Source organism: Bacillus sp. FSL M8-0350, assembly GCF_038593345.1.
Classification (GTDB): Bacteria; Bacillota; Bacilli; order Bacillales; family Bacillaceae; genus Bacillus; species Bacillus safensis.
Map to the genome: position 1 here is coordinate 1,850,939 of NZ_CP151985.1, position 17,006 is coordinate 1,867,944.

Sequence of the window (17,006 nt, forward strand, 5' to 3'; positions counted from 1 at the left end):
GGCTCCCTCCTATTCTGTCAGTTCTAGAAGAACCTCTCCTTCATCGACAAACTCTCCCTCTGCCTTATGCACTTTGCTGATGGTTCCGGTCTCTTCAGCAACGATCGGAATCTCCATTTTCATTGATTCTAAGATGGCAACCTCCTGTCCTTTTTGCACTTCATCGCCTTGTTTCACAAGAAGCTTCCATAAGTTTCCGGCCATTTGAATCGTGACAGTTTTCATGAACGGTTTCCCTCCCTTTTTTTCATGAGAAAATCGGTTGTGATGCTGCCTTGTAAGAAAGCAGAAGATCCGGCCATTTCCCTTAAAAGCGGTAAGTTGGTTTTGATCCCTTCTATTTCATATGCTTGTAGTGCCTCTTTTAATCGTTCTATTGCAAGTTTTCGCGTATCACCGTAAACGATCATTTTCGCCATCATTGGATCGTAAAAAGGGGTAATGAGGCTTCCATTTGTCACACTTGACTCATGACGGATATACGGAGCTTCAGGTGTGGAGAGCCGAGTGATTGTTCCTGGTGATGGATAAAAGGTGACGGGATCTTCCGCATAAATTCTAACCTCGATGGCATGACCAATTTGATGAATATCTTCCTGATTAAAGGAAAGCGGCTCACGTGCAGCGATTTTCAGCTGCTCCTCGACAAGGTCAATGCCTGTAATTTCTTCTGTGACAGGATGCTCTACTTGTAATCTCGTGTTCATTTCTAGGAAATAAAATTGTTGATGCTGATCGACTAAACATTCAATCGTTCCTGCATTTTCATACCCAATCGCTTTAGCTGCTTTGACGGCCATCTCCCCCATTTGATGTCTCACCGATTCATCGAGACAGGCGGCTGGTGCTTCTTCAATGATTTTTTGATGTCTTCGCTGGAGTGAACAGTCGCGCTCAAATAAGTGGACCCCATGGCCGAAGGAATCAAAAAGGACCTGAATTTCAATGTGACGCGCGTTTTCAATGACCTTTTCCATATACAGCGTCCCATCGTTGAAAAAGCTTTGCGCTCTTTTTTGATTCCCTTCAAAAGCCCTGTACAGCTCATCGTCATTTTGCACGAGCTGCATGCCAATTCCTCCGCCCCCACTTGATGCCTTGAGCATGATCGGATAACCGAGTGACTGCGCTTGACTGACCCCTTCTTCTGCATCATGCAGCGGAGCTGAAACGCCTGGTACAATGGGGATACCTGCTTGAGCCATCGTTTTTCTTGCTTCAATTTTATTCCCCATTCGCTGAATGACTTGTGCGGATGGGCCAATAAAGGCGATTCCTTCGCTGCGGCAGCGTTCTGCAAAGGCTGCATTTTCTGATAAGAGGCCATATCCTGGGTGGATGGCATCTGTATTTGACTGCTTGGCTGCCCTAATGATTGCTTCCATGTTTAAATAGCTTTCAGATACTTTTGCGCCTCCAATCGGATAGGCGCTGTCTGCTTCTTGCACATGAAGTGCATGCTGATCTGCTTCTGAATAAACGGCGACGGTGTAGATCCCGAGCCTTTTACACGTTCGAATAATTCGCCTGGCAATTTCGCCTCGATTTGCAATCAGTACTTTTTGAAACATCGCTGCCTTCACTCCTTTATTAGATCAAGCGCCTGCTTTTTCAGACGAAATTTTTGAATCTTCCCTGATGCAGTCATTGGATACTCGTCAGTGATGAAAAAATATTTAGGAATTTTGTAGCGTGCCATTTGCGACTGACAATAGCTGGTGAGTGTCTCAATCGTCACCGCCCTGCCTTGCTTGAGCCGAATGAATGCTGCGGCTTCTTCTCCATACGTCTCGTCAGGTATACCAACGACCTGTGCATCAAGAATGTCCGGATGAGTATAAAGAACGTCCTCAATCTCTTTTGGGTATACATTTTCCCCGCCTCTAATGATCATATCTTTCAGCCGTCCTGTGATTTTCACATAGCCGTCCTCATCCATCTCTGCTAAATCACCCGTATGAAGCCAGCCGTCCTGATCAATCACTTCATTTGTGGCTTCTTCATTTTTATAGTAGCCTTTCATCACATGATAACCTCTTGTACACAGCTCTCCTTGTTCTCCTCTTGGTACTTCCTCCGGTGTGCCTGGAACGGTGATTTTCACTTCGATGTGAGGAAGCGCCCGGCCGACCGTTTGAACCCGCCTTTCAAATGAATCATCCGTTCTTGTTTGGGTAATGACAGGAGAGCTTTCGGTCTGTCCGTAGGCAATCGTGAGCTCCTTCAATCCCATTTGTTCAATGACGGCCTTCATCACATGAGATGGGCAAAGAGATCCTGCCATAATGCCCGTTCGTAATGTGGACAGATCGTATTGGTGAAAATTCGGATGGTCGAGCTCTGCAATGAACATTGTCGGGACGCCGTGAAGGACGGTGCACTTCTCTTTTTCTACGGTTTGAAGAACTCGCTCTGGGTGGAAGGATTCAATTGGAATGATCGTTCCTCCTTTTGTGAGACAAGCAAGCACGCCAAGAACGGATCCAAAGCAATGAAAGAAAGGAACAGGGATACACATTCGATCCTTTTGGGTGAGCTTCATACAATCTGCGATTTGGCTGGCATTGCAGACAATGTTTGTATGGCTGAGCATGACTCCTTTTGGATAGCCGGTTGTGCCTGAGGTATATTGCATATTAATGACGTCATCCGGTGCAAGCTCATCCATTCGTTTCTCCCACTCATGATCCTCTGTTCTTTTGGCAGCTGCTTGAATACTGTTCCAGCTGCGCATGCCCTTTGGCGTGTGCTCACCTATATAGACGACACTTTTTAAATAAGGAAAAGATGAGGATGTGATCTCTCCTTGATGAGCGTTTTGAAGCTCCGGTATGAGTTCATCAAGCATTTTGACATAGGATGTCTCTTTGAACCCGTCTACGATAAACAGCATGCTACTATCAGAGTGCTTGAGTAAATAAGCGAGTTCTTGTGATTGAAAGTTTGTATTCACGGTGACAAGAACGGCTCCAATCGACGCGCAGGCGAATTGCAGCATGAGCCATTCGGGTACATTGGGCGCCATGATGGCGATATGATCCCCTTTTTGAACCCCTAATGCCATAAGACCTTTTCCGGTTTCCTTGACTTCTCGATAAAACGCTTCATATGAATAACGTAAAGAACGTTCTGGATACACAATGGCTTCATGTCCTGGATGCTGCTCCCTTTTCTCTTTTAATAACGAGCCGATTGTCTGTGGATGAATCGACATCATGGCTTTCCTCCTCCATTGATGGTAAGCGTTTTCATTATCGGATTACGCTAACAGTTGTCTTGCGATGACTAGACGCTGAATTTCAGAGGTCCCTTCTCCAATTTCCATTAGCTTGGCATCTCTCACAAGCCGTTCTACACCACATTCTTTCATGTAGCCTGTTCCCCCGTGGATTTGAACAGCATCAAGACTTGCTTTTGTCGCCATTTCAGAAGCGAAGAGTTTGGCATAGGCAGCTTCTTTTGTAAACGGCTTGCCGTGATCTTTCAGCCAAGCGGCTTTCCAAACCATTTGTCTAGCGAGCTCTATTTGCATCGCCATATCTGCCAGCTTAAATTGAATCGCTTGGAAGGAAGAAAGGGTCTGCCCAAATTGCTTTCTTTCTTTTGCATGCGAGAGCGAAGCATCTAGTGCAGCTTGTGCGATGCCAACTGATAACGCAGCAATTGAAATGCGCCCCCCGTCTAATGTATATAAAAATTGCTTAAAGCCTTTCGCTGGGTCTCCTAAAATATTCTGGGCTGGTACACGTACACCGTCTAAAATGATTTCTGCTGTATCTGAACCGCGCACGCCCATTTTGTCATATGGATTTGTAATGGTCAGCCCTTTTTGCCCTTTCTCCACAATGAAGGCGGAGATGATCGGGCGGCCGTTTTCATCTTGATCCGAGACAGCAGTGACGATAATGGTTCTGGCAAAATTGGCGTTTGTGATCCAGCACTTTTCCCCGCTAATGACATACTCTTGTCCGTCTTTGACTGCTTTTGTTTTCGTCCCTTTTGCATCTGACCCTGCATTTGGTTCTGTTAATCCGAAGGAACCAAGTGCTGTTCCAGAAGCCAGCGGGACAAGGTGGTCCATCTTTTGTTCCTCTGTACCAAAGTAATAAAGCGGGCTTGCGCCTAAGGAGACGGCTGCGGCATAGCTAAGACCTGTACTGGCACACTGTTTTCCGATTTCTTCTACAGCGAGTGCATATGATATCGTATCTCCTCCTGAGCCGCCGTATTTCTCTGGAAAGGGGATGCCCATAAAGCCGAGCTCCCCCATTTTTTGAAACGTTTTGGCTGGGAATACGGCCTGTTTATCAATGGTTTGAGCGAGTGGTGCAATTTCTGCTTTGGCGAAATCTTTGACCATCTGGCGGATCATTTGTTGTTCTTTCGTTAATTCAAAATCCATCTTGCTTCCCCCTTTAGCTCTTTTCTATCATATTTATTAATCAAGCAGCTGCTTCATGCCAAGCTTGATTGAATTCAGAAAATTAAAACAAAAATAATAGAAAAAAAGCATGATTGAAGAAAAATCCTCATTCATGCTTTTTTTCTATTATTTCACTATTTTTGTAGAAGGCTTGCTTTCGTGATGAAGACGATTAAGAGCCGTAATCTTGTAAGTATCCATTTTCTTTTGATTGACTGGGAGGTCTTTGATCGTTGTTATGGCGCCTTTTTCTTTTCTGACTGTTTGCAGTAATTCGTATGTTCCTTTATTTGTTAATCGATAGACTGCATAATAGGATACGGTAGAATGATCATTTTTGATTTGTAAAGCCGCACCATCCGCTGTCTTTTTCACAGATTGAATGATTGGTTTTTTAGGCGCTTTCTGATGAAGCCAAGGCATTTCTGGAATGAGAGCTGGTTTGCGGTATGACTCTTCTATCAATCGATCCTTTACATTCAAAGGGTTGCGATTGAGATCCTTCAGGCTGAAATGCATGCTTCCCTGCACGAGCTGTGACTGCCTGTTCAGCTCAATCTGCCTAAAATATTCTTCCGGATCAGACCAAGCAGGATCACTGTTTTGATTAATTTTATACGCCGCTTGACCAATGTACAGGTGAACCGGCTCCCCTTTCACCTCATTTGACCACCATTTCGTCAGCACGTCATAAGCGGCAGCTTGAAAGCCGATGCTCCAGTAAATTTGTGGAGTGACATAATCAATATCGTGCTGCTGAATCCACTCTCTTGTATCAGCATACAAATCATCGTAGTTGGTCATTCCTGCTGTGGTGTTTGAACCAGTCGGGTCATCTTTTATGTTGCGCCATACACCGAATGGACTAATACCAAATTTCACATAAGGTTTTTCTTTCTTAATGGTGTCATTGATTTGCTTCACCAGCTGGTTCACATTATCTCTTCGCCAATCTTCTATATGTGTAAATGCTTTTTTTCCATATGTTTCATACGTTTCTTGATCTGGAAACGGGACACCAGCTATTTTATTAGGGTAAAAATAATCATCCATATGCACCGCATCAATATCGTAGTTTTTCACAACTTCTTCTATGCCGCCTACAATGAAGTCCTGAGCCTCAGGAATGCCTGGGTTGTAATAAAGCTGATTACCATATGCAATCGTCCAATCAGGATGCTCTCTTGCAGGGTGATCGGCTGACAAACGGCTGAGATCAGTATGATTCATTGTGATTCGATAAGGATTAAACCAAGCGTGAAATTCAAGACCGCGTTTATGAGCTTCTTTGATCATAAACTCAAGCGGATCATACCCAGGATCTTTCCCTTGTGTTCCAGTCAAATATTCTGACCACGGCCCGTATGCTGAAGGGTAAAAGGCATCTGCTGTTGGTTTAATTTGCATAATGACGGCATTCATATTCATCGCTTTGATCTCATCTAACAAACGAATAAACTCTTGTTTCTGCTCTGCTACGGGCAGCCCCTTCTTTGAGGGCCAATCTAAGTTATAAACCGATGCAATCCATACCGCGCGCATCTCTCTTGTGCTCTCAAGCTTTCCTTTTGGCACTGGGCGAGCAGCTAGACTGCTAGAAGGAATCAATAAAAATACAAACATCAACATCAGTGTTAAAACTGTCATACTGATCTTTTTCAGCATGTTTTGCATCACCTCACCTTAAGTTTATTCCGCTTTTTGTGATGGAATGCCAGCAGATGGTGTAAGCAGAATGTTTTTCATTTCATTGAGCTGAGCTTCAGGGACTTTGCAGGCTTCAATTAAATACTGCTCTGCACTCCCGTATGTCTCCAGCATTTCGTGCAGCACATCTTCAAGATAATCTTGCTGCACACCGACAAGCGGCTGAATTTGTTCTTTTGACACCCGGTATAAACTCATCAATCGGACAAATCGTTCCTGCCTTCTGACGAGCATTTGCACGCCTTCATTGGAACGCATATATTCACTTAAAACGACAGCCAGCGGTACACCTGCTGTTAACTGAATCAGGGCAGATAAAAAACCTGTACGGTCCTTGCCACTCGTGCAGTGAAGCATCAGCGGGTAATGGCTTTGATCTGAAAGCAGTGTGAACAGCTGCCGAATCTCTTCTTTACGCTCTGTCAGCATGCTTTGATATAACTCTTTCATGATCGGTGTAAATGAGAGAGACTTCCCTTCTGTTACCAGCATACGAAACATGGTCCATTTACTCGGCATCTTACTGTCAGGCTGCATCGGAATATGAACGATTTTGTCGTGTTCCTTGATCTTTGCTGGATGTGATTTACGTTCTGAGGCTGTACGGAGGTCGCAAACGGTTTGAATCCCAAGTGCTGAGAATATCTCGATGTCTTGTTTCGTCAAACGGGATAAGTCTGCGGATCGATAAATCATTCCCTTTTTGATCACCATCCCATCTGTTGTTTGAAGTCCCCCTACTTCTCTAAAATTCGCAAGCTTTGAAAATGGGTTGTTTGATTGATTCATAGAAGTGAAAGTTCCTTTCTGGTTTCTTTCTTTTTTCTATCATACGCTTTTATATCAAAGGAGAAAAGAGAATCAATTGGCCTAATCCCAGTAAGAGAATTTATTGGTATAATGGAAAAAGGACATTCGGATTGATTGGAGATATGAAGTATGATAAAAACAAAACGGATTCAGCAAATCAAAGAGTATGTGTTTGACCGTGAATCTGCCTCACTTGATGAGCTTGTGGCGCATTTTGGTGTCTCAAAAAACACGATACGCCGAGATGTACAGGCATTGGTCGAGTCTGGCGTGCTCAAAAAAGTGTATGGCGGAGTGGCTGTGAACCATTCAACGTTAGTGGTGTATCAGGAGCGAAAGACCCGTCAGCTCAGTAAAAAGCAATTGATCGGTCAGACGGCTGCCGCTTTTGTGGAAAACGGGGATATGATTTTTATTGATTCTGGTACGACAACGCTTGAGATGCTCCCCTATTTGACTGAGAAACAGGTGACCATTGTGACCAATAATGTGGATTTCATTACACAGGCGATGCCTTATGAAAATCTCACCATCTTTTCCACTGGCGGGATGCTTGAAAGAAAAACGAATTCTTTCGTTGGCTATCAAAGTGTTGAGCGCTTAAAAGCTTACAATGTCAATAAAGCCTTTATCGCATCAACTGGTTTATCCATTGATCACGGCGTCACGAATTCGTCTCCGCTTGAAACCGATATTAAAAAGACGCTTGTTCAAAAAAGTGCCAAAACCTTTTTATTAGTGGATGATAGCAAATTCGATCATTACGCCTTGACCACGTTTTGTGATTTGCACGAGATTAATATCGTCGTGACCAATCAGGAGCCAAATGAAGATTATCTTCAATATGGAAAAGAGCATGATGTACGGTTTGTCACACCTTCATCGAATGAATAGATGGACAAAAAAACGGCTCAGGAATTTGAGCCGTTTTTTGATTCATTGATTTCAAGCTGCATGATCATACGGAATAAAAATCGATACACGGCCGAGATGACGTCAATGAAAGCCGTATCTTCGTGGATATCCTCAAGCTCAAGAAGCTGCAAATTCACATCAAATAAGCCATCTTGTCCATTAAATTGAAGCTGAGCACCATTTAATGGCGATAGCATGTCCTTTAGAATATTCGTGTCTTTTTTAGGATGTTTTAAACCGAATAGGACGGTATACGTTTGAAACACTTCATCCCATTCAATGGCCAAGCCATCCACTTTCACGACATCAAACCACTTGGATTCGATATAAATGAATTCTTTTTGATGTTTTTTCACATATGTAAGCGGTGTGTTTAGAAATGAGGCGTTTTCTGTTTGAATCATGTTCTCTGATTCCTTGTCTACACGCTCTATATATACATCGCCAAAACGGGCTTCTTCTTTTATTCTCGCCCCTTCTAATGTCCAATTGCGGCGCGCCGCTTCATCATATTCAAAGTCGGTCAGCGCCTGTCCTTCTTTTAGTAAGTCTTGTAAGCGATTTTGCAGTGACATGGCTATGTCTCCTTTCTTCTCCTTCATGTGTGTTTATTATTTTAGCATAACTCATGAAAAGAAAGATATGTCCTAGCATATGATGGTATGATAGTGTCAAAAGAAACATCTCGGAGGGGTACGTTTTGCTCACAATGACACTGGCAGAAAAAATCGTAGATGAGGTTAAAAAGGTGCTGACTGAGGAAATCATCATCGCACAAACAAACGGCACCATCATTGCAGCAACAGATCCAGCGCGCGTTGGACAATTTCATGAAGGAGCGTATCTGACATCTTTTGAAGGACAGAAACGAATTCTCACAAAGGATGACCAGCAGCACATGAAAGGCGTCAAAGCTGGCATCAATCTGCCTATTTATTTTAAGCAAGAGGTCATCGGGGTTATTGGAATGACAGGAGATCCTGTACATGTGTCTCCTTTTGGCGAAATATTAAGAAAAATGACCGAGCTGCTTATTCATGAACATGAATTTTTTCAAGAAACTGAAACGGATGAACGTCAGCTCGAAGCGTTTGTATTCGACTGGCTTCATCTGCCAGAGACAGCGATTGATCTCACTGAAAAAGCGTCGCGGCTTCAGCTTGATATCAATAAGGAGCGCGCAGTTGTTCTGATCGATTGTCAGGATGAATCGTTTATGAAGCAGAATCAATACAAAGAATTGAAGGAAACGCTGCATCTCACTAGTCAGGAGATCATCGTCCGCTGGGGGCATGCCCGTTTTTTGCTCATGCTGCAGACAACAGCAGATGATCGTAAAGCCTTGCAGCAGCGCCTGTTTCACATCCATGCCTCCCTTACGGCGCAGGGCACACAGGGGGTTTTGATTGGAGCAGGAAAACCAGCAGCTGCTCATTTGATGAAGCAATCCTTTCAACAAGCCTTTCGAGCATTAAAAATGGCACATGCTGATACACCGATTGTATTTGATGAAGATTTAACGCTTGAACTTTTTATGGAGGAAGTGAGTCAGGAAACAAAAGAAGTGTTTCTTGATCGAACAATCGCCCCTCTTCTCCCCTATCCTGAATTAGTGAAAACATTGAGGGTGCTTATGACATCAGATTGCTCATTGAAATATACAGCAGAAGCGATGCATGTCCATATCAATACACTGCATTACAGGCTAAAACGCATCCAAGATTTAACGACACTTGATCCAAAGCGTATGCAAGATGCAATGCTCTTTTATTTAGCCTTCATGTTATTAGATCATGATCCAAAAAAACGAAGCGAACAGCCCGATATTTTGTAGAATCGTCCATAGGCATGAGGCGATTCTTTTTTTATACTGAAAGAAACGATACGTCTCATCAATAGGAGTTGAATGCGTATGTTACATTCTGAATTTTTAAATCAATTAAAAAAGATTGTCGGTGCTTCTTACATGCAGGACAGTAAAGCCGATCGGCTTGCCTACTCTTATGATGCAACACCAAATTTTCAGCATATGCCAGATGTCATCGTAAGCCCGCATACGGCTGAGGAAATCCAGCAAATTGTCCGGCTCTGCTCCTCATATAACATTCCGATCGTGCCAAGAGGATCAGGAACGAACCTTTGTGCAGGCACATGTCCCACTCAAGGCGGACTTGTGATGCTGTTTACAAGAATGAACCAATTAATAGAAATAGATGAAGAAAACCTGACAGCAACGGTGCAGCCTGGTTTGATCACACAGGAACTCATTCGCCAAGTAGAGGCGAAAGGCCTCTTCTATCCACCTGATCCAAGCTCTATGAAAATCTCTACATTAGGCGGAAATATTAATGAAAATTCAGGTGGTCTCCGGGGATTAAAGTATGGAGTGACGAGAGATTATGTACTTGGACTTGAAGTCGTTCTGCCAAACGGTGACATCATCAAAACAGGCGGCAAGCTTGCAAAAGACGTGGCTGGGTATGATATGACCCGTTTGTTCGTAGGTTCAGAAGGAACGCTCGGGATTGTCACTGAAGCTACGCTGAAGCTTTTGCCGCTTCCAGAAACAAAACAAACGATGCTTTGCTTATATGAAAGTTTAGAGGAAGCCGCCGCTTCAGTGTCGGCGATTATTGCAGAGCGTATCATCCCCGCCACATTAGAATTTATGGATCAGCCGACTTTGGAAGTCGTTGAAGACTTTGCAAAAATCGGTTTGCCGACTGACGTTCAAGCGGTGCTGTTAATCGAACAAGACGGCCATCCTGAGGCGGTTACCTGTGATATGCAGCGCATCGCAAAAGTGTGCCAGCAGCACGGTGCAAAAGAAGTGAATATCGCACATTCTGAAGAAGAGGCCAATGCCCTTTTAACAGCGAGACGATCTGCTTTATCAGCTCTCGCCCGGTTAAGTCCGACGACCATTTTAGAAGATGCCACAGTCCCCCGGTCTGAAATTGCCAGCATGGTGCGGGCGATCGAAGACATTGCGAGAGAGTACGATGTGAAAATCTGTACATTTGGTCATGCAGGTGATGGCAATTTGCATCCTACTTGTGCAGCAGATGCAAGAAATGAAGAAGAAATGAAACGGGTGGAAGAAGCCTTTCAGGCCATTTTTGAAAAAGCAGTCTCACTTGGCGGCACCATTACGGGTGAACATGGCGTAGGTCTTATGAAAGCCCCTTACTTAGAACTAAAGGTTAAAAAAGAAGGCATTGCGGCAATGAAAGCGATCAAACAAGCGCTTGACCCGGAAAATATCATGAACCCTGATAAAGTGCTTGGAAAAGCCGCAAGAAAGCGGGTGGTGGTCTCATGAGTTCTAAACAAACAGAGATTCAGCAAGCATTTCAGCAGCAAATGGACGAAAAAGAGCTGCTCAATTGCATGCGCTGCGGATTCTGCCTTCCTTCCTGCCCGACTTATATTGAATCTGGTCAACAAGAAACACACTCTCCCCGCGGCCGAATTGCTTTAATGAAGGCGGTGAGAGACGGCGTCATTGAGCCAGATGAAGATGTCGAGCATTCACTGAATCTTTGTCTTGGCTGCCGTGCATGTGAACCGGTCTGCCCTTCCGGCGTTAAATATGGACGGTTACTTGAAGATGCAAGAGACATCATTCAGCAGCACAAAAAACAATCCATTCCTGTCAAACTTGTAAGACGTGTAGTGTTTAAAGGTCTCTTTCCTTCACAAAGCCGAATGAGGCAAGCAGCAGGACTTCTTCGATTTTATCAAACATCTGGTCTGCAAACGGCTGCCCGCAAAACTGGCATGCTGAAGGTGCTTCCACCGCACTTACGCCTGATGGAACAGGCGCTTCCAAAGGTGCCGCGTCAACAGAAAAGCCGTTTGACGGAATACAAAGCCGCCGGGCCAGCGAGAAAACGTGTCGCCTTTTTTACTGGCTGTTTAATGGACACGGTTTTTTCCAGTACAAACGAATCAACCATCCAGCTTTTGCAGCTGGCAGGCTGTGACGTCTTCGTTCCTCCTATTCAGACGTGCTGCGGAGCGCTCCATGGCCATAGCGGTGAAAAAGAACAAGCGAAAAAGTTAGCAAAGCGGAATATTGAAGCTTTTGAAGAGATAGATGCGGATGCCATTGTCATGAATGCGGGCGGTTGTGGCGCTTTTTTAAGTGATTACGATCATTTGCTTTGCGATGATCCGGATTTTCAAAAGCGAAGTGAAGCCTTCTCAAAGAAAATCACGGATATATCAGACATTTTAGTGGAGCTGGAATTTCACCGCCGCATGCCGCTTGCTTTGCCAGAGCAAGTCATCACCTACCAAGATTCCTGTCATTTGCGGAACGGAATGGGTGTACAGCATGCGCCAAGGGTGCTGATGAAGGCCATTCAGGGTGTATCATTTAAAGAAATGAAGGATGCGGGCCGGTGCTGCGGCTCAGCTGGTATTTACAACATTTTGCAGCCAAAGATGTCGATGCAAATTTTAGATCATAAAATGACAGAAGCCAGCCAAACAAAGGCGGCTGCCATCGTTACATCTAATCCAGGCTGTCAGCTGCAAATGGCAGCAGGCATCAAACGCTCAGGGCACTCGCCGAGCATGCGCGCGGTCCATTTAGCTGATTTATTATTAGAAGCCGTTCTATATGGAAAAAAAGCGTCCAGCCCATCAAGCTGAACGCTTTTTTTCATGCATATCTTTAGACAATTGGTTAGATAATAGAGGCAAATCGCCGAAGGAGCTGGTTCAAATGCTGAAGAAAAACAAACAACAAAAGGACCCGAATTCAGTATTTGAAGCATTGTCACGTTCTGCTGATTTTACAAATGAGCTGTCTCGAAATGGAGATTTTCTGTATAGGATTTCCTTTTTTCGTTCATTGATTAATGGACATCTTCTACATGAACAAATTCTCCCCTCCCTCAAACAAATGCATCTGACACCCACTCTTGAAGAGTTGAAAGAACGAATTCCCATTGAGCAGGCTGTCATCACGAGTGATCTTCAAAAAGTGGAAGAAGCCCTTCACCGGGGCAACATTGCCATTAGACTTGAGACAGACTGGGGCAAAACGCTTCTTTTGCCGATTGAAGAAAAGAAAGGCAGACAAGTAGGTCCGCCTGAGATTGAATTTGGGATTATTAGTGCACAGGAAGCATTTGTAGAGTCTTTAGATACCAATTTAAATTTAGTCAGGCGGCGGCTGCCAACGCCTAACCTGAAAGTTGAGGAAAAGACGGTTGGTACGCTGTCTCAAACAAAAGTAGCCGTGTTATATATTGAAGAAATCGCCAACCCGGAAAACATCGAAACGGTTCTTCAGCGAATTGAGGACGTTAATTATGATCAGATTTTAGATGCGAATTACCTTGCTCAAATGCTTTATGATGTGTCCAATACGATCTTTCCGTTGTTTTTGAATACAGAAAGACCCGACCGCGTGTCTTCAGGTTTATCAGAAGGGAAAATTGCCATATTAGTGGATGGTTCGCCTCATGTCTTGCTTGCCCCGACTATTTTACTTGAGTATTTTTCCACTATGGAAGACTATAATATGTCATGGATTGCGGCTTCTTGCTTTAGGCTATTGCGCATATTTGCTGTGATATTTTCCATTTTTGCGACACCTTTATATGTAGCCGTTTTAACCTTTCATTATGAGCTGATCCCAAAGGATTTATTAGAAACCATTGTGTCCTCGCGCTATCTTGTGCCATTTCCTCCGATCATTGAGGCACTATTTTTAGAGATTTCGATTGAATTACTAAGAGAGGCTGGATCCAGGCTTCCGACAAAGGTAGGACAAACACTCGGGATTGTTGGCGGGATCGTCATTGGACAGGCGGCGGTGGCAGCGGGCTTAACAAGTAATATCCTGCTGATTATTGTGGCATTGTCTGCTCTAGCTTCCTTTGTCACCCCGATCTATAAAATGGGAAATGCCATCCGGCTTTTGAGGTTCCCTTTTCTATTTGCAGCACAGGTTTGGGGAGCCTTAGGAATTTCACTGATGGGCGCTTTTCTGATCACCCATTTGATGAAATTAACCTCTATTGGGCAGCCATACCTTGAACCCATTTATCCACCTCGTCTAGCTGATTTAAAGAGCAGTTTGATTCGCCCTCAGCTTCGCTTTTTGAATAAAAGGCCGGATAATTTACGCGGACAAAATAGAACCATTCACCAGCCAAAGCCTAAGCAAGGCCGGAAGGGGAAAAATGATTTTTATGAATAAGGAAGTGAAGGCATGAGCTCTTCTTCTGTCAAAGAGAAATTTCAAGTATCCCCTTTTTTTGTGTTTTTTCTCATTAATGCCAATCAAGTAGGTGTCGGCATTTTAAACTTTCAAACGAACCTTGTCCGTTCCATGAATAATGACGGATGGATCGCCATTCTAATTTCTGGCATCAGTGTCAATGTGATGATCTTTCTGATTTACTTGATGTTTAAAAAGGCTCCTTCGGATGAATTTGTTCATATTACAAAATTCGTATTTGGTAAATGGATTGGGCAATTATTCAATATTCTCTACATCTTATACTTTTCATGTTTGTCGCTTACTGTCCTCGTCCATTATATGGATGTAATCCATGTGTGGCTGTTTAAAGAAATTCCGGGTTTTTTGTTTGCTGCTGTACTGCTTGTGCTAGTGTATTACATTCATACCGGCGGCTTTAGAACCATTGCAGGATGGGCGTTTTTTAGCATTATACTCACATATTGGATGACGTTTATTTGCTTTTACGTCATGAAATATAGTCACATTCGCTTTATGTTTCCAATGTTTGATCATACATTCTCGCAGCTGGTAATGGGTCTCAAAGATGCCTCCTTACCCATGTTTGGTTTTGGAACGCTGCTTGTCTATTATCCCTTTATTAAAAAAGCACAAACGTCACAAAAATTTGCCCACATGGGAGCATTATTCACGACATGCTTAAATTTACTTGTCTTTCTCGTATCCATTGCGTATTATTCGAGTGCTCAGCTTAAATTAACAAAATGGCCAACATTGACGTTAACAAGCATTGTGAAACTTCCCTTCATTCAGCGCTTTGAATTTATTGAAGTGTCTCTTTGGCTGCTTCTTATTATTCCAAATATCGCGATTCCATTATGGGCTGCGAGCCGAATGGCGAAACAAGTATTTCATACAAGCCAGCGCGTCAATTTAATCGGTCTCAGCATTCTCATTCTGATCATGTTTTCGTTTTTTGCCGGTGCAACTTCTTTTGAAACCTTTAATCAATGGGTGGAATATAGCGGATTCATTCTGATCTATGGATTGATTGTCTGTATGGTCATTGGACTGATGCTGAAAAAAAGGTGGGTGAAAAAACGAACATGAAACAGTATGTACTCATAGGTCTTATGTTGTTTAGTCTTTTGTTAACTAGCTGTGCACAGCCCCGGCTATTAGATGAATTAAATATCTCTCAGGCGGCAGGATTTGATTTAATGGAAGATGGCGAAATGAAGGGCTTTTTTGTCTTTCCCGTCTTTAAAAGTGAAGAGCAAGGCAGCTATCAAATATTAAGTGCAAAGTCAAACACGATTAGTAATATCCAATTTCTCGTGTCAGAAAAATCGCCTTTTCCGGTGGTTATGGGCCAGGTGCTCGTTATTTTAGTCAGTGAAAAGTTAGCAAAAGAAGTCGGCATGATCGATTTAATGAATTACATTTATCGTGATCCTATTATTGGTTCACGCCAAGTGTTTGCGATTGTTGGCGGAGAAGTCGAAGAATTATTATACACAAAAATGAATCAAACGAACTTAAATATAGGTGTATATCTCTCTGATTTGTTAACGCAAAATATGCGAAATGGCAATGAGCCAGTCACAAATCAGCATATTTTTATGAATCAGATGATGGCAAAAGGGGTCGATGCTTATCTCCCTTACATTGAAAGAACAAGCAATGCCATCAAGGTCTCGGGCGTTGCTCTATTTGATCAAGAAAAAATGGTGGGTCATATTCCAGGAGAAGACACGTTCACATTTAAAGCGATGATTGAAAATCATAAAAATGGCATCTATGAGTTTCAATTGCATGATCGAGCAAAGACTCATGTTGTCATTGAAAATATCAAATCACATGTGTCTTACCAGATCAAACCGACGAAAAACCTAACAAAAAAGCCTCATATCACGATTGATATCAAACTAAAAGGCGAATTAAAAGAATTCATGAAGTCCAAAAAAATCGATAAACCGAATATATTGGACCAAGTCGAAAAAGAAGTTGAAAAACGTATCACTCAGCAAGGAGAAGATCTTGTACAGTCCTTTAAAAAGCAAAACATAGACCCGCTTGGACTGGGCCTTAGGTATAGATCAAAAGACAAGGCAATGACACCAGAAAAATGGCAAGACATTTATCCTGATGCGGATGTAAAAGTGAAATGCCGCATGAAAATTGTTCAAACGGGAGTCAGCCAATAAAAAGGCTTATTCAAATATGTCTTGTTTGTTCTCCAAGATATTGGACACTTTCATTTTCACTCGTGGAACCTGATCTTTTTGATTAACATCATGTAAAATCTTCTCTACTTCATTTTTATCAGTTTTAAGGATTTTAGGTGAAAATTGTTCCACTAGGGCCGGTCCATTTCCTGCACAGTTTGCCATTGTATCTAGTGCAATTAAGCTGAAAGGCCTTCCTTTGTTTAGCCAAGATTTCATTCTTTCCCAGGTTGGACAGCTGACGGCTGCCAGCCTTCCCCACTGATCGTGAAATGGGTGCAATTTGACTCCATCCAATCCAATATTTTGTGAGAACGGAAACGGTGCAGGCAAATAAAAGCCTCTAACGGCAAATCTTTTTCACTGATCGATTTCAATTTTTCTAATATATGGTGTAATCCCTCATCTCCCGGCAAACTGCTAGCTGCTGCCTACGAAAGTGGGTAAAGGAATTCTTCGTCCTCGTAATCCAAAAGTTCCCTGACCCATTCAGCGGCAAATGTATCTAAAACATCAGCCGTGATCTCTAACATTCACTTCGGCATGCTCCGTTTCATGAAACCTACTTTGAATAGAATCCAAGATTTTTTGCTGATCGTGCTGTTTCAAAGCATCGATGACATCATCCTCAAGAAACCATCTAGTGATTGAAAAGTCTAATATAGACACCAAATCATGCCTAACGGCTTGTAATGTTGGAGCT

At 43.1% G+C, this 17,006-nt stretch carries 15 protein-coding genes; 7 read left to right on the plus strand and 8 right to left on the minus strand.

Going from position 1 to position 17,006, the window contains the following annotated elements:
• Positions 1–9: 9 nt before the first annotated feature.
• The 6 genes from NSS80_RS09400 to NSS80_RS09425 form a co-directional block, all read right to left on the minus strand.
• Complete coding sequence (locus tag NSS80_RS09400) at positions 10–225, minus strand: acetyl-CoA carboxylase biotin carboxyl carrier protein subunit (protein WP_034284022.1); 216 nt, start codon at positions 223–225, stop codon at positions 10–12.
• Positions 222–1,571 carry an acetyl-CoA carboxylase biotin carboxylase subunit gene (locus NSS80_RS09405; protein WP_317222004.1) on the minus strand — a complete coding sequence of 450 codons (1,350 nt, stop codon included), beginning with the start codon at positions 1,569–1,571 and terminating at the stop codon, positions 222–224. The genes NSS80_RS09400 and NSS80_RS09405 overlap by 4 nt, the downstream gene beginning before the upstream one ends.
• A gap of 8 nt (positions 1,572–1,579) precedes the next feature.
• Positions 1,580–3,217, minus strand: coding sequence for an AMP-binding protein (locus NSS80_RS09410; RefSeq protein ID WP_328699402.1), 1,638 nt, complete (start codon positions 3,215–3,217; stop codon positions 1,580–1,582).
• Between the two features lie 42 nt (positions 3,218–3,259).
• Positions 3,260–4,402, minus strand: coding sequence for an acyl-CoA dehydrogenase family protein (locus NSS80_RS09415; protein WP_034624340.1), 1,143 nt, complete (start codon positions 4,400–4,402; stop codon positions 3,260–3,262).
• Positions 4,403–4,549: 147 nt separating this feature from the next.
• Positions 4,550–6,088 (minus strand): family 10 glycosylhydrolase, encoded by a 1,539-nt coding sequence (locus NSS80_RS09420; RefSeq protein ID WP_041117639.1) that lies wholly within the window; start codon positions 6,086–6,088, stop codon positions 4,550–4,552.
• Positions 6,089–6,112: 24 nt separating this feature from the next.
• Positions 6,113–6,919: a tyrosine-protein phosphatase gene (locus tag NSS80_RS09425; RefSeq protein WP_034284033.1), complete on the minus strand. Its 807-nt coding sequence runs from the start codon at positions 6,917–6,919 to the stop codon at positions 6,113–6,115.
• Positions 6,920–7,069: 150 nt separating this feature from the next.
• Between NSS80_RS09425 and NSS80_RS09430 the strand changes: the two genes are divergently transcribed.
• A complete protein-coding gene (locus tag NSS80_RS09430; protein ID WP_342498468.1) occupies positions 7,070–7,834 on the plus strand; it encodes a DeoR/GlpR family DNA-binding transcription regulator in 765 nt (254 codons plus the stop codon).
• Between the two features lie 17 nt (positions 7,835–7,851).
• Here NSS80_RS09430 and NSS80_RS09435 read toward each other — a convergent pair whose 3' ends face one another.
• Positions 7,852–8,430 (minus strand): branched-chain amino acid aminotransferase, encoded by a 579-nt coding sequence (locus NSS80_RS09435; protein ID WP_317222001.1) that lies wholly within the window; start codon positions 8,428–8,430, stop codon positions 7,852–7,854.
• Between the two features lie 125 nt (positions 8,431–8,555).
• Between NSS80_RS09435 and NSS80_RS09440 the strand changes: the two genes are divergently transcribed.
• The 6 genes from NSS80_RS09440 (at position 8,556) to NSS80_RS09465 (ending at position 16,282) form a co-directional block, all read left to right on the plus strand.
• Positions 8,556–9,689, plus strand: coding sequence for a sugar diacid recognition domain-containing protein (locus tag NSS80_RS09440; protein ID WP_041117643.1), 1,134 nt, complete (start codon positions 8,556–8,558; stop codon positions 9,687–9,689).
• 78 nt (positions 9,690–9,767) lie between these two features.
• The gene (glcD, locus tag NSS80_RS09445) at positions 9,768–11,177 is read left to right on the plus strand and encodes a glycolate oxidase subunit GlcD (RefSeq protein WP_046311365.1); all 1,410 of its coding nucleotides are present in this window, start codon (positions 9,768–9,770) and stop codon (positions 11,175–11,177) included.
• Positions 11,174–12,514 carry a (Fe-S)-binding protein gene (locus NSS80_RS09450; protein ID WP_317222000.1) on the plus strand — a complete coding sequence of 447 codons (1,341 nt, stop codon included), beginning with the start codon at positions 11,174–11,176 and terminating at the stop codon, positions 12,512–12,514. The genes glcD and NSS80_RS09450 overlap by 4 nt, the downstream gene beginning before the upstream one ends.
• Positions 12,483–14,072, plus strand: a complete 1,590-nt coding sequence (locus NSS80_RS09455; protein ID WP_317221999.1) for a spore germination protein — start codon at positions 12,483–12,485, stop codon at positions 14,070–14,072. The genes NSS80_RS09450 and NSS80_RS09455 overlap by 32 nt, the downstream gene beginning before the upstream one ends.
• 12 nt (positions 14,073–14,084) lie before the next feature.
• A complete protein-coding gene (locus NSS80_RS09460) occupies positions 14,085–15,185 on the plus strand; it encodes a GerAB/ArcD/ProY family transporter (protein ID WP_061109567.1) in 1,101 nt (366 codons plus the stop codon).
• Positions 15,182–16,282 carry a Ger(x)C family spore germination protein gene (locus NSS80_RS09465; RefSeq protein ID WP_081124484.1) on the plus strand — a complete coding sequence of 367 codons (1,101 nt, stop codon included), beginning with the start codon at positions 15,182–15,184 and terminating at the stop codon, positions 16,280–16,282. Before NSS80_RS09460 ends, NSS80_RS09465 begins: the two co-directional genes overlap by 4 nt.
• 6 nt (positions 16,283–16,288) lie before the next feature.
• On the opposite strand, the gene NSS80_RS09470 is transcribed toward NSS80_RS09465, so the two are convergent.
• Complete coding sequence (locus NSS80_RS09470; protein WP_241770691.1) at positions 16,289–16,636, minus strand: hypothetical protein; 348 nt, start codon at positions 16,634–16,636, stop codon at positions 16,289–16,291.
• Positions 16,637–17,006 lie beyond the last annotated feature (370 nt).